Genomic DNA, 21,124 nt, shown 5'->3' with positions numbered 1-21,124 from the left:
GGCGGAGGTATCTAAGCCGATACAGGAAGCATTCGAAAGTTCAATTCGATTGTCGGCCGGTAGGTGGCACGAAGCGGTCGCCGAGGAGATCAAAGCGCAGCAGTTCGTTGTCGAAAGTGGCGGCGCTGCAACCCGTTTCGTAAAGATCGGCTCCGCATATGTGCCGTACCGGGGCGGGCATAGGCACCCCCCACTTGTTGAGCCTGCAGGAGTGCGTCATGGGCCGTCTCGGTCGCCTTGGTCGTCTGTTCACGTCGTTTGAATTCGTTCGTCGCGCCGTTCTGCGAGGTGTGTTGGTCGCGGTCACGGCGGTGGCGCTGGTGCTGGGAGTGCTTGCGCCGACCTCGCCGGCCGCGGCGAAGGACAACGTCGCGGAGGCGGATGCTGCGGCAGCCCGTGAAGCCGCGTCCGCGCCTGAGCAAGACGATGACGATGGCGATGACGGCTGGTTTCGGCGGGCTGTTCGGTGGCGATGACGACTCGTCGGGCGAGGGCGCCGATGAGGACGACCTCGCCCGGGCACCGGTAGCAAAGGGCTCTGCGGTCAAGGACCGCAAGCACAAGTCGACCTTTGGGCATGCGCCGAAGTACGACCCGAAGGCGAAGCGGGTCAAGGAGCTGACGTCGAAGCGCAGCGAGAGCGCTCGGTACTGGCGGTTGAGCGACGGACGCACCCGTCCCACTCATGTAGCAGCCTCTGATCGGAAAGTTTAGATGAACATCGCACCCTTGATTCGAATCGTGGATGCTCGAGAGAGGACTTTTGACTGGTCTGCCATCGCAGGTGGGTGGGGGGTGGCACCTCCTGAGGACTATGTCGAGTTCATGCGAGACATCGGCCCTGGCGAACTTGGCGACTACCTCTCCATCATGGCTCCGACACCTGATCTTGACGCAATGCGAGGCGGTAGTTCCGAGTCACTCGGCACCAATCTGGCGACCTCGGCCCCCACGGCGGATCTGGGCGAGGTCGGAGTGTTCGACATGGCGATCGAGACTCGCGATGCTCAACATGACTGGGATGACCCGGCCACGCCTCGAGATCAACGGATCGCGACCGCATCGCCGCGCCTTCTGTGCTGGGCCGTGTCGAATGATGCGAACCGTTACTGCTTCGACCTGTCCGACGCCGAGTTGCCCATCTACGTCTACGATCGCGGCGTCGATGAGTGGGCCGCGTACGAATCTTCATTCACCGACTTCGTTGCCGGCATGATCCAGGACCAGATCCCGAACTACGCCGGTGATCGGGTCGCGAGTCGCCTGGGGTGGGAGATTCCGGTGACCTACAAGGTTCATAGGAACGATCGCTGGTAGATCGAGATTTCCGCGGTCTCAACCTCGGTTCTACATTAGCCCCCAAGGGGAGATCTTAATGAAGCGGTCGCGCGTATGGGTATGACGTTTCACCGAGTTGCAGCGCGTCTGTTCCGGGTACGACGGAGACGAAGCAGAGTTTGACGGGTCCGAGTGACCGGGCCACGGAAGCAAGGCCGCGAAGATCACCAGCTACGCCTACGACGTCCTGCGTCGTCAGATGATGGTCGCCAAGGGCAACGGCAACCAGTTCGAGGATGTCGCCTCGAAGCGGAACGCCGGTGACGCGTCCGCGACGATGGATTCGACCACGACGTATGTGTATGACCCGGTCGACCGTCTGTCGAAGAAGACTACGACAGTTCTGAATGCTTCGTGGCTACTTATGATTGGAAGAATCGCATGGATAGAATCGGGTTTGACGAAGTCGTGCAAGTTTATGCGGATTCTATTCCGGGTGCTGCTGAAGTTTTGGCACGCCTTTCCGAAGATGGAGTTGACTGATTCGATGCATGGCCCGAGGTGGAATCGGACTTGATGTTGTTCTTGCATTCGGCGCTCGCCGTCCCGCTTATGTTGTCCGAATTGCGGTCGACTTCTGGTGACGAACGGATTCTTTCCGCGTGCTTTCATTACTTGGAGGGACTTCTGAAGAGTGAAATCGGGTACGTGCTGACAGCGGTCAAGTTTGGAGTGTTTGAGGAATTCCTCGAAAGTCGAGAGATTCTTGAGCGAGCGATGCGGATGTGTCTACCTGTCACTCGCTCGAACTTGGTTTCATATGTGAAAGAGGAATTTCCGGTGACATGGACGTCGTTTGCCGCGTCGCTAGGTGATCAGGGCTCTTTGGGGTCGTAACCAGTGCCGGTTTGGGGAAATGCTCGGGTGATCAAGACCTAGGCGGCGTACGAACCGCTGTGAACGCGGCGTGGAACAGATCCTTGGGAGCGGTGGTTGAGTGTCGATATGACGCAGACCACCCCCGCCTCCGAGAAGACCTCCGCCGACTTCTGGTTCGACCCCGCTTGCCCGTTCGCCTGGATCACCTCGCGCTGGATCCTCGAGGTCGAGAAGGTGCGCGACGTCGAGGTGACCTGGCACATCATGAGCCTGGCGTACCTCAACCAGGACAAGGACATCCCCGAGGAGTACCGCGAGTTCCTGAAGACCGCCTGGGGGCCGGTACGGGTGTGCATGGCGGTGCAGAACGAGTACGGGCAAGAGAAGCTGGCCGAGCTCTACACCGCGCTCGGGACCCGTCGACACGTCGAGGGTCGCGACTTCGATCGCGTTCTGATCGAGGAGGCGCTGGCTTCGGTCGGGCTGCCCGTCGAGCTGGCCGACGCGATGGACGACTCCGGGTACGACGAGGCCATCGCGAAGTCCCACCACGAGGGCATGGACCAGGTCGGCAACGACGTCGGCACCCCGACGATCGCGATGAACGGCTCGGCCTTCTTCGGCCCGGTCATCTCCAAGGCGCCCAAGGGCGAAGAGGCCGGCAAGCTCTGGGACGGGTTCCAGCTGATCACCGCCTACCCCTACGTCTACGAGCTCAAGCGCGCCCGGGTCCACGACCTCGACTTCAGCTGAGTGCTGAGTCCTGACCAGCAGGAATTTGGCGGTGACGCCGAGGTCGACCAGTCGTACGTTGGCAGGGTGACTACTTCAGACGACGCAGGAATCCTCTCGCGGGCGCTGGACCAGACCGGCGACCTGCTCGACCGGGTGCACGCCGAGACCGTCTCGCGGCCGACGCCGTGCGAGCAGTGGGATGTCGGCGCGCTGGCCGACCACGTGATCGCCGACGGGACCAACTTCGTCACGATGCTTCGCGGCGGCGAGCCCGACTGGGGCGCGCCGGCGCCGCACGTCAGCGAGAGCTGGGGCCCGGCGTTCAAGGTCGGTGCCGACGACGTCCTGCACGCGTGGGACCAGGGTCCCGGCACGGACGGCTGGGAGGGCGGCGCGGCGGTGCCGGTCGGCCTGCTCGTCGCCGAGTACGCTACCCACTCCTGGGACCTCGCGCGGGCGCTCGGCGTGCCGTCCTCCGAGCTCGACCCGGAGGTCGCCGAGGTCGGGCTGGCCTTCATGAAGGCGACCCTGAAGCCGGAGATGCGCACGGGTGCGTTCGGTGCCGAGGTGGCGGCGCCCGAGGGCGCCGGGGCCTATGAACGGCTGGCTGCTTTCGCGGGACGCAGGCTCGCCTGACACCATGGTCGTGTGGTTGACCAGATGGGCGTGTTCGCGCTGCAGCGCGCACTGACACAGGCAGCAGAGCTTCTCGACACCGTCACGGCGGACGACCTGACCCGGCCGACACCGTGCCCGGAGTGGGATCTGCGCAAGCTGGCCAACCATATGATCGCCCAGCCCCGCGTCTTCGTGACGATGCTCCAGGGCTCGCCGCCCGGATGGGACGGGCGCGAGGACTACGCGGTCAACCTGGGCGAGGAGCTGCGCACCCGGGGCAACGCGCTGATCAACCTGTGGCGCGAGGTCGGCCCCGACGACATGGTGATGGTCGACCCCGACTGGCAGTCGGCCGAGATCGCGGTCCACACCTGGGACCTGGCGGCCTCCCTCGGACGGACGACCGACGGCCTCGACGACGCGGTCGCCCAGCGAGCGGTCGTCGCGATGGACCGCATTCTGGGGCCGGAGCGCAAGGGGCGGGCCTTCGCCAACGCGCTCTCGGCACCGGACGGATCGGGTGCCTACGAGCACCTGGCGGCGTACGCCGGACGGCCGGTGCCGTTCGTCCCGGTGCCGTCGCACTAGTCACAGCGGTCCCAAACGACACACCGAACACATGCGTTTGCGGCATGTCGGGCGCTTGATTCTCCAAAATCAAGGGTATGGCCAGCTTCCCCCGCGTCATCACCGTGACCCTGACCGCTGTCGTTCTCGGCGCGTCGATGCTCGTGCCTGCGATCGGGTCGGCGATCGACCCGGCGGCCGCCCAAGGCGACCAAGACGACCAGCTGATCAAGCTGCCGCGGCTCGAGGACGGCATCGCCACCCGTGACGTGAAGCTGCCGCCGCGGCTGACCGAGCGGTCCGCCGGCGCGGCCTCGACCGAGAAGCTGAACACGACCACGTTCTCGATGGTCGGGGTCTCCTGGACCGGAGCCGAGACGCCTCAGGTCCAGGTGCGGGTGAGCAAGTCGGACCGGTGGCGCACGTGGCAGGAGCTGCCGCTGCAGCAGGACCTGCCCGACGGCGCCGAGGAGGCCGTGGCCGCCCGCGGCAAGGTCGAGCGCCGGGGCACCCAGCCGGTGTGGACCGGCCGGGCCAGCGGCGTACAGGTGCGGGTCGAGGGCGCGCAGCCCAAGGACCTGAAGCTGACCCTGATCAACACCGGGCCGCAGGAGGACGTGAAGGCTCCGAAGCGGGAGACCGACGACATCGGCTACGGCAGCGCCTCCGGCGACAGCTCCGCGAACGGGCGGGTCGCGCGGTCGCGACCGCGGTCGGCGCCGAAGCCGGTGATCTTCACCCGGTCGCAGTGGGGCGCCAACAACTCCTGGCGCAACGGTCGCCCGGAGTACAACAGCTCGCTGAAGCAGGTCCACATCCACCACACCGCCACGAGCAACAACTACTCCAAGGGCGACGTGCCGGGGATCATCCGCGGCATCTACAGCTATCACACCAGGTCACTGGGGTGGTTCGACATCGCCTACAACTTCCTCATCGACAAGTACGGCCGTGCCTGGGAGGGCCGCTCCGGCGGCATCGACCGGCTCGTCAAGGGCGCCCACACGCGTGGCTTCAACCACCAGTCGATGGGCATCGCCCTGATCGGCAACTTCGAGAACGTACGTCCCTCCGACGACGCCCTCATCAAGACCGAGCGGATGGCGGCCTGGAAGCTCGACCTGGCCGGCCGCGACGCGCGCAGCACGCTCGAGACGATCTCCCAGGGCAGCGACCGGTTCCCGGCCGGCCGGCGGGTCCGGGTCTGGGTCATCGACGGCCACTTCCACACCAACGAGACCTCCTGCCCGGGCGCCCAGCTCGCCAAGTGGCTGCCCTGGATCCGGAAGTACGCCTACAAGCGCGACCAGATGTTCAACTGACGCGTCGGTGAATGCTGGCCCGTCGAATGAGGGCTCTGCCGCCTGCTCACTAGGATGCTGCTCATGAGCAACGTTCTGTCCGCAGTCGCCTGGCCGTACGCAAACGGCCCGCGCCACATCGGCCATGTCGCCGGTTTCGGCGTGCCCTCCGACGTCTTCAGTCGGTACATGCGGATGGCGGGTCACGACGTGCTCATGGTCTCCGGATCCGACGAGCACGGCACCCCGATCCTGATCGCCGCCGACGAGGCCGGCGTGACACCCCAGGAGCTCGTCGACAAGAACCACCGGATCATCGTCGAGGACCTGACCTCGCTCGGCCTGACGTACGACCTCTACACCCGCACCACCTCGGCCAACCACCACTCGGTGGTGCAGGAGCTGTTCCTCGGGGTCTACAACAACGGCTACTTCGTCGAGCAGACCTCCAAGGGCGCGATCTCGCCCTCGACCGGCCGCACGCTGCCCGACCGATACATCGAGGGCACCTGCCCGATCTGCGGGGCCGACGGGGCCCGCGGTGACCAGTGCGACAACTGTGGCAACCAGCTCGACCCGGACCAGTTGATCAACCCGGTCTCCAAGATCAACGGCGAGACGCCGGAGTTCGTCGAGACGCAGCACTTCTTCCTCGATCTGCCCGCCCTGGCCGAGGCGCTGCACGCGTTCCTCGACGATCGTGAGCAGACCGGCCTGTGGCGTCCCAACGTCATCCGGTTCAGCCAGAACATCCTCAAGGAGATCCGTCCGCGGGCGATGACGCGCGACATCGACTGGGGCATCAAGGTGCCTCTGGACGGCTGGCGCGAGAACCCGACCAAGCGGATGTACGTCTGGTTCGATGCGGTCATCGGCTACCTGTCCGCCTCGATCGAGTGGGCCCGTCGCTCCGGTTCGCCCGAGGCGTGGCGCGACTGGTGGAACGACCCTGAAGCGCTCTCTTACTACTTCATGGGCAAGGACAACATCGTCTTCCACTCCCAGATCTGGCCGGCTGAGCTGATCGCCTACAACGGTCAGGGCTCGAAGGGCGGTGAGCCCGGTTCGTACGACGTGCTGAACCTGCCGACCGAGGTCGTCTCCAGCGAGTACCTGACGATGGAGGGCAAGAAGTTCTCCTCCTCGAAGAAGATCGTGATCTACGTACGCGACCTCCTCTCGCGCTACCAGCCCGACGCGTTCCGCTACTTCGTGGCCGCCGCCGGCCCCGAGTCGAACGACTCCGACTTCACCTGGGCCGAGTTCGTGCGGCGTACGAACGACGAGCTCGTCGCCGGCTGGGGCAACCTGGTCAACCGCACCGCCACCCTGATCGCGAAGAACTTCGGCGAGCTGCCCGCTGCGGGGGCGCTGACCGAGGCGGACCAGGCGATCCTGTCCACGGTCGACGCGGCCTTCGGCACCGTCGGCGACCTGATCGGCCGCCACCGGCAGAAGCAGGCGATCGGCGAGGCGATGCGCGCGGTCGGTGAGGTCAACAAGTACGTCACCGACCTCGAGCCGTGGAAGCTCGCCAAGGCTCCTGAGGACCGCGAGCGGCTCGGCACCGTGCTGCACGTGATGGCGCAGTGCGTCGCCGACCTCAACCTGATCCTGTCCCCGTTCCTGCCGTTCTCCGCCAACGAGATCGACAAGGCCCTCGGCGGCAAGGGCGAGGTCGCCCCGATGCCCCGCGTCGAGGAGGTCGAGGACCTCGACACCGGCAAGCCCTACCCGATCATCACCGGCGACTACTCCGGCGCGCCCACCTGGGAGCGCCACCCGATCGTCGTCGGAACGCCCGTCGCCAAGCCCACCCCAGTCTTCCAGAAGCTGGACCCCGCGATCATCGACGAGGAGCTCGACCGGCTGGGCATCAAGCCGGAGTAGCGCCTAGGTCGAAGTTCGCAGTCACCGGGTGACTGCGAACTTCGACCTACTTGCGTGCGTCCAGGATCCAGTCGTAGCCGAGTCCGAGCAGGACGCGGTCGGACGTCATGAGATCGAGCCCTTCCGCTGAGGCTTGGGCCAGCAGCATCCGGTCGAAGAGGTCGTGCTTGGCCAGCGTCTCGAACTTGGCCACGCGCGCTGCGTGCCGTTCCGTGAACGGGGAGCAGGGTGATGCCTCGGTCGCCGAAGAGTCGTCCGCCTGATCTTCTCGGCGACGCTGCGAGGTCCGGTGTCTACGAGGCGCAGTCGGTCAAGCGGGTCTGGCACTACCTGGCCAGGTTCGGGCGTTCGACGGCGGCGGCGTAGCGCTTCGCGAGGATCTCGAGGTGGTCGCGGAGCTCTGGGGGTGACTCGACGGTGAAGTCGATACCGAGCATGCCGATCCAGACGGCCACGACCTCGAGGCTGTCGCCGCCGGTGACCAGGACGCTGCGGTCGGGGGCGATCGGCTCGACAGTGCCGACGGCGGGGTTGATGCGCGAGATGACCTCCTCGGCGGAGGCGGCGATGATCAAGCGGGCGTGGACGGCCCAGCCGGTGCGGGCGACCTCACGTACGACGAACTCGGTGAGGTCGAACCCCGGGTCGGCAGGACGGAAGGGGCGCCCGCCGGGGACCTTGAGCCGCAGCCAGTCGACGCGCAGCGGCTGCCAGGCGTCGGCGCGGGGGTCGCGGGCGACGAGATACCAGCGGCGCTGCCAGGAGATCAGCCGGTAGGGCTCGACCTCGATCGGCTCGTCGCGGTAGTCCGCGCGTACGCCCTGGCCGTCGTGGATCGCGGTCGCCAGGGCCTGCAGCGTGCCGGCGTCGACGTCCGGGTCGGGGACGTTGCTGTCGGTGTTGACCGGCCCGGCCTCCATGGCGTCGACCACGGCGGCCAGCTTGCGGCGGAGGTGGTCGGGGAGGACCTGGTCGAGCTTGGCGAGGGCTCGCGCGCTCGTCTCGGCCACACCCGCGATACCGGTGGCGGCCCGTAGCCCCACGGCCACCGCGACCGCCTCCTCGTCGTCGAGGAGCAGGGGCGGGAGATTGCCGCCGGTGCCGAGCCGGTAGCGCCCGCCCGGGCCGCGCACCGACTCCACCGGATAGCCGAGCTCGCGGAGCTTGGTCATGTCGTTGCGCACGGTGCGCTCGGAGACGTCGAGCCGGGTGGCCAGGTCGGCGCCGGTCCAGCCGGCCGAGGACTGCAACAGGCCCAGCAGCGCCAGGAGTCGCGCGGAGGTTTCCAGCACGGGCTCAGCGTGCTTCAAAAAAGATTCGGGAGCCAGCGAAATTGCGGAACCACGCTTGCCGGAACCCTTCCTAACGTGGGTCTCACAAGGTCGGAAACCACCAAGGAGAAGTCATGAACACGCAGGTCAGCAACCAGATCAGCACCGTCACCGTCGAGTTCCCGCAGGCGGATCTCGACGACCTCCGCTCCCGCCTGGAGCGCACCCGGTTCGCCCCGAGCGTCCCCGGTGACTCCTGGGACTACGGCACCCCGACGGCGTACCTCACCGACATGGTCGAGCGCTGGAAGGGCTTCGACTGGCGCGCGGTCGAGGCGCGCATCAACGCGGTGCCCAACCACCTGACCGAGATCGACGGCCAGGTCATCCACTTCGTGCACGTACCTTCCTCGAACCCGGAGGCCAAGGCGCTCCTGCTCGCGCACACCTACCCGGGCTCGTTCCTGGAGTTCCTACCGATGGTCGAGTCCCTGACGGAGGACTTCCACCTGGTGATCCCGGAGATGCCGGGCTTCGGGCTCTCGACGCCGGTGGTTGACGCCGGCTGGACGATGAAGCGGGTGGCCGAGACGTACGACGTCCTCATGCGCCGGCTGGGCTACGACTCCTACGGCGTGCACGGCAGCGACGGCGGCGCGATGGTCGGCCGCGAGCTGGCCCTGCTGGACCCGGAGGGCTTCCTCGGTGCGCACGTCCTGCAGCTCTTCTCGTTCCCGTCGGGTGACCCGAGTGAGTTCGAGGGCTTCGGGCCGAAGGAGTACGCCGCGCTCGAGCACATGCAGTGGTTCCAGTCGGTCGGTGGCTACAACGCCATGAACGGCTCCCGTCCGCAGACCATCGGCGCGGCGCTGGCGGACTCGCCGGTGGGGACGCTGGCCTACAGCGAGCTCTACGAGTCCTTCGGCAACGGCACGTCGCTGGTCACCCCCGAGCAGGTCATCGAGCAGGCGACCTACTACTGGCTCACCAACTCCTACGCCGCGGCCGCGCGCTACCACTACGAGGAAGGGCACGCCGAGCGCGAGCCCGAGGTCTCGCAGGGCCGGATCGGGGTCGCCGTCTTCAAGGACGACTTCCAGACCATCAGGTCGCTGGCCGAGCGGGACAACGCCAACATCCAGCACTGGTCGGAGTTCTCCGAGGGCGGCCACTACGCGGCCCTGGAGCGTCCCGACGACATCGTCGCCGACCTGCGGGTCTTCTTCGGCTGACCGCAGGCGCAGACCCGAGGATCGCAGTCACCCGGTGGCTGCGATCCTCGGGTCTGCGCCGTGTCAGATGGCCGCGGTGGCCGTGGCGGCGGTGGTGGCGACCATCACCGCGGTCATGACCGCGGTGACCTCGTCCATCGCGTCCTTGACGCCCTTGGCCGCCCAGTCGCCCCGGGCGATCTCCTTCGCCCGCTTCTTGACCGCCCCGGCGCCGACGGCCCTCGTGTCGACCACCTTGTGGGCGAGGTCGATGGAGGAGAGGAGGGCGATGAGCGGTCCGGTCCGTGCGTCCGGTGCGGCGCCCTGGATCAGCACGGCGACCAGGTGGCCGCGTACGGCGTTCTCGTGGGTCGAGTCTGCCGCCGGCCAGGTGGTGCGCGGGAAGAGGCCGAGGATCCTCTCGTCGCGGCGCTTGAGGATGTTGCGATCGCAGAGCCGCGCGGCGAGGGTCTCGTGCAGACCCTTGCCGAGGTTGGTGACGGCGTTCTTGGCCGCCAGTGGCTTGGCCGCCAACACGTCGTACGCAGCGGCCAGGATCGGCTCGTCGGGCCGCCTACCCGGCAGCGCCATGGCCTTGGCCGGGTTGAGCCCGGACTTGGGGACGATCTGGACCGAGCCCGCCATGACGAGCTCGGTCAGGAGCGCTCCGCCCAGCGCCTGCTGGACCCAGGACGAGGCGAGCGTGCCCTTCTCGTCGTCGAGCACGAGCAGCAGCAGGTCTTCTGCGATCAGCATGTACTGACGGTAAAACGGCTCGCTGACCGACGCCTCCTACGAAAGACGGATCTTTGGGCGGACCTTCGTCTAGGCCTGTGCCGACTCGGGGCCGGCGACGTCGAACATCCAGCTCACGCCGAACTTGTCGTCGAACTGGCCGAAGTAGTCACCCCAGGGTGCCTGCGCGAACGGCATCCCGGGCGTGCCGCCCTCGGAGAGCTTGGCGTAGTAGTCCGCGTAGCGCGGCTGGTCGGCGGGGTCGGCGCTGGTCATCGCGACGGTGACACCGGCACTCGGGGCGACGTGGTCCATCCCCGGAGGCGTGTCGGCGGCCATCAGGACGAGGCCGTCGTCGAGGGTGAGCGAGCCGTGCATGACCAGGTCCTTCGCCTCCGGCGGCACCGGACCCATCGCGTCGCCCATGGAGTCGAAGGTCATCGTCTCGACGGTGCCACCGAGCACCGACCGGTAGAACTCGAGCGCCTCGGCGGCCTCGGTCTTGAAGCTGATGTAGGGGTTGAGCGTTGCCATCCGGATCGTCTCCTTTGATCGATTTCCGACCCCATCGCTCACACACTAAGCGCGCAGAAGAGGCGAAGAAGAGCGATTCGCGTCGGTTTGCCCTGATTTCGGGGTCTCGTCCACGGACCTGTCACGGGTGGACGATCTCGACGCCCAGCCACCCGGCCAGCGCCTCGATCTCTGCCTCGACCGCGTCCCCGATCTCCGGCGTCCAGCCGAAGTCCTCGTGGACGGCGAAGACGAACAGCTGCCCCTTCTTGTGGTCCACCTTCGCGTCGAGCTTCCCGACCAGCCGCTCGCCATACAGGATCGGGAGGGCGAAGTAGCCCCAGCGTCGCTTGGCGGCCGGCTTGTACATCTCCAGGACGTACTCGAACCCGAACAGGTCCAACGCCCGGTCCCGGTCGTAGACGAGACGGTCGAAGGGGGAGAGCAGGGCAGCCCGTGGCGCGAACCCGTCCTCGAGCGCGGCGAGCGCCTCGGGGTCGACCCGCCACTCCCCGTCCACGCCGGCCACGGTGGCGGGGACGCCGGCGTCCCCGGCACCGAGGACCTCGCCGCCGGAGGAGTCCTTCCATCCGGGGCGGGCGATCCCGAGCGAGGCCAGCCTGCGCACCGTCTCCACCCTCAGCGCCTCCTCGGTCGAGGGGAGCCGCAGGTCGGACGGGTATACCCGCTCGGCGAGGTCCCAGGTGCGCAGCTTGCCGCGGCGGCCGGCGATGGCGACCTCGCCCATCCGGTTGAGCAGCTCGATCATCCGCAGGACGTTCTTGTCGTTGGTCCACCCGGTCGAGGCCCAGGGCACCTCGGCGGTGTCCTCGATCTCGCCGGCCACGAGCGGACCGTCGGCTCGGAGGCGATCCAGGATCTGCGTACGGAATCTCTTGTTGGCCTCCACCCACTCGAGAGCCGTGGGGTGGATCCGGCCCGGCGCCAGGGCGAGGAACGTCTCGATCTCGTCCATCGGCACGATGAAGCTCGAGAACTCCACCAGCGAGCGCTCCTGTTCGAGGGCGAAGGTGAGATCCGAATGATCGTACGCATCCCCCAACCGTGACCACGCGACCAGATCCGCGCTCGGTGCGATCGCCTTGGTCGGGTCGATCTGCAGAAGCGTCAGCTGGTCGACGGTCTCCACCAGCGAGACGGGCCGACGCGCGTCGAGGAGCTGGGCGCGGACCGCGATCCGGCGCGCCTGTTCCGTGGTCAGGGTCAGCGTCATGTCGACACAGTATGGGGAGTTCCGGACGACCTGCTGCCGATTCGACCCGATCTTCCGATTCCGCTTGACCGCACCGATGTTAGCGCTCACGCTGTGGATCGAGCTGGACGCGATCCTGGCCGTCGTCATCGGAGGTACGTCGCTGGCCGGCGGGCGCTTCTCGCTGACCGGCACTTTCGTCGGGGCGATGCTGATCGCCACCCTCACCCGGACCATCCCCAACATCGGTATCCCGGCCGAGGCCAACTATCTGTTCAAGGCGCTGGTGGTCGTGATCGTGTGCCTGCTGCAGTCGCCGAAGGCGCGGGCGGTGCTGCAACGGCGCAGCGACCGTACGCCGACCAGCCGCGAGGAGGCTGTCGCATGAGCGTTCAGGTACCCGCGACCGAGACCGGGCTCATCACTCGGATCGCACGGTTCAGCCCGCCACGGCGCTACCTGCCCGTGCTCGCGGTGGGGATGACGTTCGTGATCCTCACCGGCGGGATCGACCTCTCGGTCGGCTCCAACGTGGCCCTCTCGACCCTGATCGCGGCCCGGACGCTCGAGCTCGGCCTGCCGGTGGTCGCGGTGATCGCGGTCGTGCTCTTGGCCGGCACCCTGCTCGGCACCGCGATGGGGCTGCTGATCCACTACTTCGACATCCAGCCGTTCATCGCCACCCTCGCGGGCATGTTCCTGGCCCGTGGGCTCTGCTATCTGATCAGCGTCGACTCGATCCCGATCAAGGACGAGACCTTCTCGGCCATCGCGTTCGGCTCGATCACCCTGCCCGGTGGCTACTACCTCGGGTGGACGGCGGTCTTCGCGCTGGTGATAGTCGCGATCGCTGCGTACGTCCTCGCCTCGACCCGCTTCGGACGCACCGTCTACGCGCTCGGCGGCAGCGAGCCGTCGGCGCTGCTGATGGGGTTGCCGGTCGCGGCGACCAAGGTCGGGGTGTACGCGATCAGCGGGCTGTGCGCAGCCCTGGGCGGGCTGCTGTTCGCGCTCTACACGCTCTCGGGCTGCTCGCTGCACGCGGTCGGGATGGAGCTGGACGCGATCGCTGCGGTGGTCATCGGCGGCACGCTGCTCACCGGCGGGCGAGGCTTCGTGGTCGGCTCGCTGCTCGGGGTGCTCGTGCTCGGCACGATCCAGACGTTCATCTCGTTCGACGGGACGCTGTCGTCGTGGTGGACGCGGATGCTGTGTTTTTGGGGTTGGTGTTTGCCGCCGACCCTTGCTTGGAGGGTGTTCTCGGCGGCGTCCGGAGTAAAGGACGGCCTGCGGCCGCCGGCTGACGCCGGTCGCCTTCGGCGATCCTTGACACCGGCCGTCGCCGAGAATTTTGGCTGGTTATCGGGTCGGCGGCAGGGGTTTGGCGCGGGGAAGTGGGTTGGTCACGGGCTTGGGATCTGAGGGTGAACGAAGTTTCTTTCACCTGGGACCGGGCTCCGGTTGGGTGGGGTCGGCGGGTGAAGGAATTTTCGTTCACGCCGATACCGCCCTGAGGCGGTGGCTAACCGGGGTGAACGAAAATTCGTTCACCGAGGACGGGTGAAGAAATCTTCGTTCATCCAGAGGAGCGTCTACTTCCGCAGGGGTGAATGAATTTTCGTTCCCCGTGGAGCGTGCATCTCCCGTGGAGCGACTGTCTCCCGGCCACACGGGGGCCGCAGCCCCTGATAGCCAGCCAAATCTTTCTCGACGTGGTCCGGTGTCAAGGATCGCCGAAGGCGACCGGCGTAGCCGGCGGCCGCAGGCCGTCCTTTACTCCGGGGCAGGTCGAGAAACACTCGAGGACAGGGTCGGCGGCCCAAGACCAGCCCCGCGGAACAGTGCCTGGACGAAAGGAGCGCCCCGAGAAACGACCAAATGCCTCTGACCAACCCCGGAGCTACAGCCGCCCAAGTGCCGCCCGAAGCGGATCGAGCCCGAGCGAACCGAGGTCGAGCGCGGCGCGGTGAAAAGCCTTCAAGTCGAACGCGGCACCAGCACGGGCACGCGCATCCTCGCGGGCCTGGAGCCAGATCCGCTCACCGACCTTGTAGGACGGGGCCTGGCCCGGCCAGCCGAGGTAGCGGGCGACCTCGAAGTCTAGGAAGGCGTCCTCCATCAGGCAGTGCTCGCCGATGAACTCGCGGCCGAGCTGGGGCGTCCACACCTCGCCGGGGTGGAAGCCGAACGGGTTGTCCTCCGGGATCGTCAGCTCCAGATGCATGCCGATGTCGATGATCACCCGTGCGGCCCGGAAGGACTGGCCGTCGAGCATGCCGAGGCGGTCGCCGGGGTCGTCCAGGTAGCCGAGCGACTCCATGAGGCGCTCGGCGTAGAGCGCCCAGCCCTCGCCGTGGCCCGAGACCCAGCACATCAGCCGCTGCCAGCGGTTGAGCAGCTCGGCGCGGTAGGCCGTCTGGGCGACTTGGAGGTGATGGCCCGGAACGCCCTCGTGGTAGACCGTGGTCAGCTCGCGCCAGGTGCCGAACGAGGTGACCGACTCGGGCACCGACCACCACATCCGGCCGGGCCGGGAGAAGTCCTCGGAGGGGCCGGTGTAGTAGATCCCGCCGTCGGTGGTCGGCGCGATCATGCACTCGATCCGCCGGACCGGCTCGGGGATGTCGAAGTGCACGTCGGCCAGCTCCGCGATGGCGCGGTCGGCGGTGGTCTGCATCCACTCCTTGAGCGCGTCGGTCGAGGTCAGCTGCCGCGCGGGGTCCTTGTCGAGGTGGGCCGCCGCCTCGGCGACACTCGAGCCCGGCAGGATCCGGTCGGCGGTGGCCTCCATGTCGTCGAAGAGTCGCTTGAGCTCCTCCCAGCCCCAGGCGTACGTCTCCTCCAGATCGATCTCGGCGCCGAGGTAGCGCCGTGAGGAGAGCTGGTAGTGGTCGCGCCCGACGGCTTCCTTCGGCAGCCCCTTGGGGACCAGGTCGTCGGCCATGAAGCGCCCGAACTCGGCGAACGCCTCGTTGGCTTTCGCTGCCGAGGCCTCGAGCTCGGCGCGCAGGGAGGCGGGCGTGGCCTCGGGGGCACGTGAGACCAGTCCTGCGAAGAAGTCGCCGGCACCCTTCTGCCCGGTCCAGCCCAGGATCTGGTCGACGACCTTCGCGTACTGTGCCGTCGCCGAGACCCGTCCGGCCGCGGCCTCCTCGCGGAGGGTCGCGGTGTAGCCTGCGACGGCGTCCGGCATCCCGGCCAGCCTGGCACCGATCGCGGCCCAGTCGTCCTCGGTGTCGGTCGGCATCAGGTCGAAGACCTCGCGCAGGTTGTGGATGCCGCTGGTGATGACGGAGACGAACTTCCGGTCCAGCTGCGCCTCGGCGAACTCGATGTCGAGCCCGACCCGCTCCAGGAACGCATCCTTGGCGACCTGCTCGCGCTCGTCGACCGGCTTGATCGCGGCCACGTCGGCGTAGGCCACCCGGTTGAGCTCCTCCACCGCCTGCATCCCGTCGGGGGAGAGGTCGGGGAGCTCCGTGTCGTGGCCGGCGACACCGACGTACGTCGCGGTCAGCGGGTCGAGGGCGCAGAGCTCCTCGACATAGCGGTCGGTGCGGGCGTCTACGTTACGGGTCACTCGGCCAACCCTAGGACGGCGACGTCGTGGGGCAACTCAATTCCGCATGACACGCAACGAACACGACAGACTTCGCGTAGGAGGTGTGTGAACGTGCCAGAGGAGGTGTCCGTGGATGCCGACGAGGAGGAGAGGGGCCAGGCCCAGAATGTGGATTTTGGGGACTGGGTGGCCTCGAGGGGGCCCGCGCTACAGCGGTTCGCCTATCTGGTGACCGGCAACAACTCCGACGCTCCTGACCTGGTGCAGGACGCCCTCGCCCGTGCGCTGCCGCGGTGGGAGTCGCTGGCGGCGTCCGGGACGGCGGAGGCGTACGTGAAGAGGAGCATCGTCAACGGGTCGATCAGCGGCTGGCGCAAGCGCCGCCGCCTGGTGCTGGTCGAGGACGTCGAGCCGATGGCGACCAGCCACGAGCCCGGCCCCGAGGAGCGGGACGCGGACGAGGCGTGGGCACTGGTGCAGACGCTGCCGTCCAACCAGCGGGCGGCGGTGGTCCTCCGGTTCTACGAGGACCTGTCGTTCGCGCAGATAGCGACGGTGCTCGACTGCGCCGAGGCGACCGCCCGCTCACATGTGCACCGGGCGCTGGCCAAGCTGCGGCAGCGGTTGAACGAGCAAGGCTCTGTTGATCGGAGAGGGAACGAGGGGGTTGACAATGAGTGACTTCGAGCGCGAGGAGCGGGCCTTCCGGGCAGCTCTGGCCCGTGCGGCCGACGGCTTCGAGCCGCGGAAGCTCGCGATCCCCGGGGCCTCCGACGCGTCGGGACCGTCCGAGGTGTCCGACAAGACGGGACAGGCCGAACAGGCCGAGGAGAAAGCACCGGTACGCCGCCGGACCACCTGGATCCTGGCCGCGGCCGCCGCAGTGCTGGCCGTCGTCGGCCTGGGCGGGGTGGTGGCCAACCTTCAGACCTCGGGCGGCGGTGGCGAGAGCACGGCCGCGAGCGACGCCTCCGGCGACGAGGACCGTTCCGGCGGCGCGCCCAAGGCGCTCGCGGAATCGGGTGAGGCGGCTCCCGAAGGCACCTACACCAACCGTGGCCGCACCGACCTGCCCGCGCCCGCGGACGGGAACCGCTGGGCGGTCCGCTACGACATCGCCTTCCAGGTTCCCGAGGAGTGGGCCGATGCGACCGCACCGGCGCTGCCGGAGTGCATCGCGAAGCCCGGGGACCAGTGGGACAGCGTGCCGAGGACTCCCTACGTCGCGAACATCACCAACCAGCCGGTGCCGAGCATCGCCTGCAACGAGACCGAGGACCGTGACTTCCCGCCGCAGTTCGGCAAGGTGCCGTTCGCGCTGTGGCAGCCGTACGTCCTGATCGAGAAGCCGGGCAAGGGCGCCACCCTCCAGACCGGTTCTTGGGAGCACGAGGGCTGGCTGCTGACCCGGGTCCAGGTCGGGGACGGCGACGCCTACGCCACGATCCTCACCGGGCCCGGCGACGAGCGGGTCAACCAGGAGATCAAGGGGTCCCTGCGGACCGTGGCGAAGGATCCGTACGGCTGCGAGACCGCCTCACCGCTGGCCGGCGGCGACCCGGTGCGGCCGAAGACCGACCCGTCGGCCTCGCCGTTGGAGGGCGATGCCCCGGAGTCGATCGCGATCTGCCGCTACGAGCCGTCTTCGGCATCGCTGACCGGGTCGCGTGAGATCACCGGCTCCGACGCCGCCGGCCTCGTGGAGGCGATCGGCAGCGCACCGGCCCGCTCGGGTCCCAACACGCCGCAGAACTGTGCCGCCGGTCAGCCGGTCACGGCGTACGTCATCCTGCGGATCTTCCGCGACGGGGGCGAGCCCGGGGACGTCTACGTGAACTACGAGAACTGCGACGAGCACGGGTTCTACGACGGCATCACCGTGCACGAGCTCACCGCGGCGGCCTGCCGGCCGGTGTTCGCCGAGGAGCCGGTCACGATCTACTCGGCTCAGGGCGCCGTCGCCAAGGTCTGCCTCTCCTGACCCTCGGCTGCTGGCCGCCCCCGCTCGGGGAGGGCGGCCAGCAACCGAGTAGTGCGCCACGCGGCGTAGAGGAAGAGGAGCACCAGCAGGCCGTTGCGCCAGGCCAGCACCTCGGTGATCCACGGTGAGCCGACGTCGTTGAAGGTGAGCATGTAGCCGTACATCCGCGGGAAGATCTCGTGGGTCAGCAGTGTCACCACGACCAGCACGACCGACCAGATCCCGAGCTGTCGGCGAGCCCGGCCGCGGAGCAGGACCAGCCCGGCGGAGGCGGCGGGGAGCAGCCAGAGCAGGTACTGCGGGCTGAGCACCTTGTTGGTCACCAGGAACGCGGCCACGGTCGCGAGCACCAGCCACACGATCGTCTCCTCCGTCCTCTGGCCGAGGGGGAGGCGTCGCCAGGCGAGTACCCACCAGACGATGACGAGCGCCCCGGCGACCACGGAGGCGACCGTCGCCGCGAGGAGCAGCGCCTCGACCATCGGCCCGCTGATGTCGTACGCCTTCCACTCGGTGTAGTCGATGGCGTAGCCGCTCTCCGGACCGCCGTGGCCCCACTCGAACATCGCCGGGGTCGCGAAGACCGACTCGATCTGCAGGCCCCGCTCGCTCTGGTAGGTCAGCGGCGTCCAGAGGCGGTCCCAGCCACCGAGCACAAGGCTCAGCCCGGCCAGCGCGAGGCCGGTGGCGGCGACGGTGAGAATGACCCCGCGACGGGTGGCGCGGTTCGCGGCGAGGGCCGGGATGACCAGGATCGGCCAGTACTTCGCTCCGGTCGCGAAGGCCGCGAACGCCGCGGCCACCTTCGGTCTCCTGGTCGCGTAGAGCACCGCCAGACCGACCATGATCCCGGGGAAGAGATCGAATCGGGCGTACGCCGTCGCCCCGAGCGCGGGGACGGCGACCAGCCACATCGCCTCCGCGCCGGAGATACCGAACCTCGGGTGCGCCCCGCGGCGGTTGCGGACGAGCAGCACCATGAAGAGCAGATCCGTCAGTGCGGCCATCGCCAGCACCGCCACGATGTAGGCCTCGCCGCTCAGCTGGAGCAGGTTGATCGCGGCGTACGGGATCCAGAGCAGCAGCAACGCCGGCACCGGATACTCGACCAGCGTCCCCGAGACCCCGTCCCCGGCCAGCGCGTCGAGACTGTCGCGGTAGTAGTTCACATCGCCGACCACGCCCCACTCCGTGCCCCACCAGGACAACGAGTCAGCCGTCGCCGGGAAGCCGTAGAGGATCACCACCCATCCCCGGGTCACCAGCCAGGCCAGGGTGACAAGGAGATACCGCCGAGAGAAGGTGATCACGGAGCGATCATGACACTGCGGTCCTCGTCAGTGAGGCAGGCCGCTTGCGCGCCAGGCGTTGGGGCCGGGGTGGAGGGGCGTACGCAGCTGGGGGGTGGCCCAGAGTGAGCGCTCCTTCTTCTTGGGGGCCTCGCCTGCCGATCCCAGTGTCGCGAAGACGGCCACGATGGCGGCTACGTCCTCGGGGGTGGCGTTCTGGTCGATGACCTTGAGCAGGGGCTTCTGCTCCTGGTTGTCGGTCATTCCGTGACCACCTTTCGTTTCTTGGATTGCCTTACGTCGGGTTTTCGCCGAGTCGGCGCAAGCCGGTCCTCGCTCGCTTCGCTTCGCTGCGGTCCGTTTGCGCCGACTCGGCGCGCTCGCGAAGAAGCACGGGAATATCCCGCCCTTCGTTCGCTTCGCTCACATCAGAGCGGGATATTCCCGTGCTTCTTCGCGGGGAGGGTCTCGCGCTTGGTGCGTAGGAGACGGAGCGCGCGGGTGACCTCGGCGCGGGTCTCGTGGGGCGGGATGACCGCGTCGACGTAGCCGCGCTCGGCGGCGATGTATGGGTTGGCGAGGGTGGTTTCGTACTCGTCGATCAGTTCGGCGCGTTTGGCCTCGACGTCGCCGCCGGCGGCCTCGACCTCGGCCAGGGTGCGGCGGTGGACGATGTTGGCCGCGCCCTGGGCGCCCATGACCGCGATCTGGGCGGTGGGCCAGGCCAGGTTGATGTCGGCGCCGAGGTGCTTGGAGCCCATGACGTCGTAGGCGCCGCCGTAGGCCTTGCGGGTGATGATCGTGACCAGCGGGACGGTGGCCTCGGCGTAGGCGTAGATCAGCTTCGCGCCGCGGCGGATGATGCCGTTGTGCTCCTGGTCGGTGCCGGGCAGGAAGCCGGGGACGTCGACGAAGGTGATGACGGGGACGTTGAAGGCGTCGCAGGTGCGTACGAACCGGGCGGCCTTCTCGGAGGCGTCGATGTCGAGGCAGCCGGCGAACTGCATCGGCTGGTTGGCCACGATGCCGACCGGGCGGCCCTCGATGCGGGCGTAGCCGATGATGATGTTGGGCGCCCACAGCGGCTGGACCTCGAGGAACTCCTCATCGTCGACGATGTGCGAGATGACCTCGTGCATGTCGTAGGGCTGGTTGCCGCCGTCGGGGATGAAGGTGTCGAGCTCGCGGTCGAGGTCGGAGATCTCCAGGTCGGCACTCTGCCCATCGGGGGCGTCGTAGGCCGGCGGCTCCTCCATGTTGTTGGAGGGCAGGTAGGAGAGCAGCGCCTTGACGTACTCGATCGCGTCGGCCTCATCCGAGCCCATGTAGTGGGCCACACCCGACTTGGAGTTGTGGGCGAGCGCGCCGCCGAGCTCCTCCATGGTGATGTCCTCGCCGGTGACGGTCTTGATGACGTCGGGGCCGGTGATGAACATGCCGGAGGTCTTGTCGACCATGATCGTGAAGTCGGTGACGGCCGGGGAGTAGACGTGGCCGCCGGCGCAGTTGCCCATGATCAGGCTGATCTGCGGGATCACGCCGGAGGCGTGGACGTTGCGCTTGAAGATCTCCCCGTACAGGCCCAGGGAGACGACACCCTCCTGGATGCGGGCGCCGGCGCCCTCGTTGATGCCGATCAGCGGGGACCCGGTCTTGATCGCGAGGTCCATGATCTTGGTGATCTTCTCGCCGTAGACCTCGCCCAGTGACCCACCGAAGACGGTGAAGTCCTGGGAGAAGACGCAGACCTGGCGGCCGTCGATGGTGCCGTAGCCGGTCACCACACCGTCACCGAAGGGGCGGTTCTTCTCCAGCCCGAACGCGGTGGACCGGTGGCGGGCCAGCTCGTCGACCTCCTGGAAGGAGCCCTCGTCGAGCAGCATGTCGATGCGCTCGCGTGCGGTCTGGCGTCCCTTCGCGTGCTGCTTCTCGACCGCCTTCTCTGAACCGGCGTGGATGGCCTCGTCGAGGCGACGCTCCAGTTCGGCCAGCTTCCCGGCTGTCGTGTGCAGGTCGATCTCTGGCTGAGGGGTGGCTTCGGCGCTCACGCGGCCACCCCCGTAGCGCAAGCGCCACTGTAC

At 67.7% G+C, this 21,124-nt stretch carries 20 protein-coding genes and 1 pseudogene; 12 read left to right on the top strand and 9 right to left on the bottom strand.

Translation table 11 applies throughout. The features are described from left to right. The first annotated feature begins 381 nt into the window (after positions 1-381). The 7 genes from ABZ796_RS19530 (at position 382) to metG (ending at position 7,268) form a co-directional block, all read left to right on the top strand. The gene (locus tag ABZ796_RS19530) at positions 382-714 is read left to right on the top strand and encodes a hypothetical protein (RefSeq protein ID WP_357339030.1); all 333 of its coding nucleotides are present in this window, start codon (positions 382-384) and stop codon (positions 712-714) included. After that, positions 715-1,317, top strand: coding sequence for an SMI1/KNR4 family protein (locus ABZ796_RS19525; protein WP_357339028.1), 603 nt, complete (start codon positions 715-717; stop codon positions 1,315-1,317). A gap of 966 nt (positions 1,318-2,283) precedes the next feature. Beyond that, positions 2,284-2,910 (top strand): DsbA family protein, encoded by a 627-nt coding sequence (locus ABZ796_RS19520; RefSeq protein ID WP_357339026.1) that lies wholly within the window; start codon positions 2,284-2,286, stop codon positions 2,908-2,910. A gap of 66 nt (positions 2,911-2,976) precedes the next feature. Further along, positions 2,977-3,528 carry a TIGR03086 family metal-binding protein gene (locus ABZ796_RS19515; RefSeq protein WP_357339024.1) on the top strand — a complete coding sequence of 184 codons (552 nt, stop codon included), beginning with the start codon at positions 2,977-2,979 and terminating at the stop codon, positions 3,526-3,528. A 12-nt stretch (positions 3,529-3,540) separates the two neighbouring features. Beyond that, entirely contained in the window at positions 3,541-4,098 is a 558-nt protein-coding gene (locus ABZ796_RS19510) for a maleylpyruvate isomerase family mycothiol-dependent enzyme (RefSeq protein ID WP_357339022.1), read from the top strand. Between the two features lie 77 nt (positions 4,099-4,175). Beyond that, complete coding sequence (locus tag ABZ796_RS19505; RefSeq protein WP_357339020.1) at positions 4,176-5,399, top strand: N-acetylmuramoyl-L-alanine amidase; 1,224 nt, start codon at positions 4,176-4,178, stop codon at positions 5,397-5,399. A gap of 63 nt (positions 5,400-5,462) precedes the next feature. After that, positions 5,463-7,268, top strand: a complete 1,806-nt coding sequence (gene metG, locus ABZ796_RS19500) for a methionine--tRNA ligase (protein ID WP_357339018.1) — start codon at positions 5,463-5,465, stop codon at positions 7,266-7,268. A gap of 46 nt (positions 7,269-7,314) precedes the next feature. On the opposite strand, the pseudogene ABZ796_RS19495 reads toward metG, so the two are convergent. Both ABZ796_RS19495 and ABZ796_RS19490 read right to left on the bottom strand, forming a co-directional pair. Then, positions 7,315-7,488 (bottom strand): annotated as a pseudogene (locus ABZ796_RS19495) (hypothetical protein); the annotation flags it as partial. Between the two features lie 106 nt (positions 7,489-7,594). Beyond that, positions 7,595-8,560, bottom strand: a complete 966-nt coding sequence (locus ABZ796_RS19490; protein WP_357339016.1) for a WYL domain-containing protein — start codon at positions 8,558-8,560, stop codon at positions 7,595-7,597. Positions 8,561-8,673: 113 nt separating this feature from the next. On the opposite strand from ABZ796_RS19490, the gene ABZ796_RS19485 reads away from it, so the two are divergent. Beyond that, positions 8,674-9,771, top strand: coding sequence for an epoxide hydrolase family protein (locus ABZ796_RS19485; RefSeq protein WP_357339014.1), 1,098 nt, complete (start codon positions 8,674-8,676; stop codon positions 9,769-9,771). Between the two features lie 63 nt (positions 9,772-9,834). Here the strand turns inward: ABZ796_RS19485 and ABZ796_RS19480 are convergent, their stop codons facing one another. The 3 genes from ABZ796_RS19480 to ABZ796_RS19470 form a co-directional block, all read right to left on the bottom strand. Then, positions 9,835-10,506, bottom strand: coding sequence for a GPP34 family phosphoprotein (locus ABZ796_RS19480; protein ID WP_357339012.1), 672 nt, complete (start codon positions 10,504-10,506; stop codon positions 9,835-9,837). Between the two features lie 69 nt (positions 10,507-10,575). Next, entirely contained in the window at positions 10,576-11,019 is a 444-nt protein-coding gene (locus tag ABZ796_RS19475) for a VOC family protein (protein ID WP_357339010.1), read from the bottom strand. 121 nt (positions 11,020-11,140) lie between these two features. Then, on the bottom strand, positions 11,141-12,232 hold the full coding sequence (locus tag ABZ796_RS19470) for a crosslink repair DNA glycosylase YcaQ family protein (RefSeq protein ID WP_357339008.1): 1,092 nt from the start codon (positions 12,230-12,232) through the stop codon (positions 11,141-11,143). Between the two features lie 76 nt (positions 12,233-12,308). Between ABZ796_RS19470 and ABZ796_RS19465 the strand changes: the two genes are divergently transcribed. Together ABZ796_RS19465 and ABZ796_RS19460 are read left to right on the top strand one after the other, a co-directional pair. After that, the gene (locus tag ABZ796_RS19465; RefSeq protein ID WP_357339007.1) at positions 12,309-12,599 is read left to right on the top strand and encodes a hypothetical protein; all 291 of its coding nucleotides are present in this window, start codon (positions 12,309-12,311) and stop codon (positions 12,597-12,599) included. Continuing rightward, on the top strand, positions 12,596-13,633 hold the full coding sequence (locus ABZ796_RS19460) for a sugar ABC transporter permease YjfF (protein WP_357339005.1): 1,038 nt from the start codon (positions 12,596-12,598) through the stop codon (positions 13,631-13,633). Before ABZ796_RS19465 ends, ABZ796_RS19460 begins: the two co-directional genes overlap by 4 nt. Before the next feature lie 478 nt (positions 13,634-14,111). Here the strand turns inward: ABZ796_RS19460 and ABZ796_RS19455 are convergent, their stop codons facing one another. Continuing rightward, positions 14,112-15,791 (bottom strand): DUF885 domain-containing protein, encoded by a 1,680-nt coding sequence (locus ABZ796_RS19455; protein ID WP_357339004.1) that lies wholly within the window; start codon positions 15,789-15,791, stop codon positions 14,112-14,114. A 93-nt stretch (positions 15,792-15,884) separates the two neighbouring features. Here ABZ796_RS19455 and ABZ796_RS19450 point away from each other — a divergent pair, with 93 nt between their 5' ends. Together ABZ796_RS19450 and ABZ796_RS19445 are read left to right on the top strand one after the other, a co-directional pair. Further along, positions 15,885-16,454, top strand: coding sequence for a SigE family RNA polymerase sigma factor (locus ABZ796_RS19450; RefSeq protein WP_357339002.1), 570 nt, complete (start codon positions 15,885-15,887; stop codon positions 16,452-16,454). Beyond that, positions 16,447-17,754 (top strand): hypothetical protein, encoded by a 1,308-nt coding sequence (locus tag ABZ796_RS19445; RefSeq protein WP_357339000.1) that lies wholly within the window; start codon positions 16,447-16,449, stop codon positions 17,752-17,754. Before ABZ796_RS19450 ends, ABZ796_RS19445 begins: the two co-directional genes overlap by 8 nt. Here the strand turns inward: ABZ796_RS19445 and ABZ796_RS19440 are convergent. The 3 genes from ABZ796_RS19440 to ABZ796_RS19430 form a co-directional block, all read right to left on the bottom strand. Further along, positions 17,721-19,064, bottom strand: coding sequence for a glycosyltransferase 87 family protein (locus tag ABZ796_RS19440; RefSeq protein ID WP_357338998.1), 1,344 nt, complete (start codon positions 19,062-19,064; stop codon positions 17,721-17,723). The genes ABZ796_RS19445 and ABZ796_RS19440 overlap by 34 nt on opposite strands. Positions 19,065-19,091: 27 nt before the next feature. Next, positions 19,092-19,307 (bottom strand): acyl-CoA carboxylase subunit epsilon, encoded by a 216-nt coding sequence (locus tag ABZ796_RS19435; protein ID WP_357338997.1) that lies wholly within the window; start codon positions 19,305-19,307, stop codon positions 19,092-19,094. Between the two features lie 164 nt (positions 19,308-19,471). Next, on the bottom strand, positions 19,472-21,091 hold the full coding sequence (locus ABZ796_RS19430) for an acyl-CoA carboxylase subunit beta (protein ID WP_357338995.1): 1,620 nt from the start codon (positions 21,089-21,091) through the stop codon (positions 19,472-19,474). Between the last annotated feature and the right edge of the window lie 33 nt (positions 21,092-21,124).

Source organism: Nocardioides sp. NPDC047086 (assembly GCF_040643685.1).
Taxonomy (GTDB): domain Bacteria; phylum Actinomycetota; class Actinomycetes; order Propionibacteriales; family Nocardioidaceae; genus Nocardioides.
The sequence above is the reverse complement of the archived record's forward strand: the minus strand, read 5'-3'. Positions and strand labels throughout refer to the sequence as shown.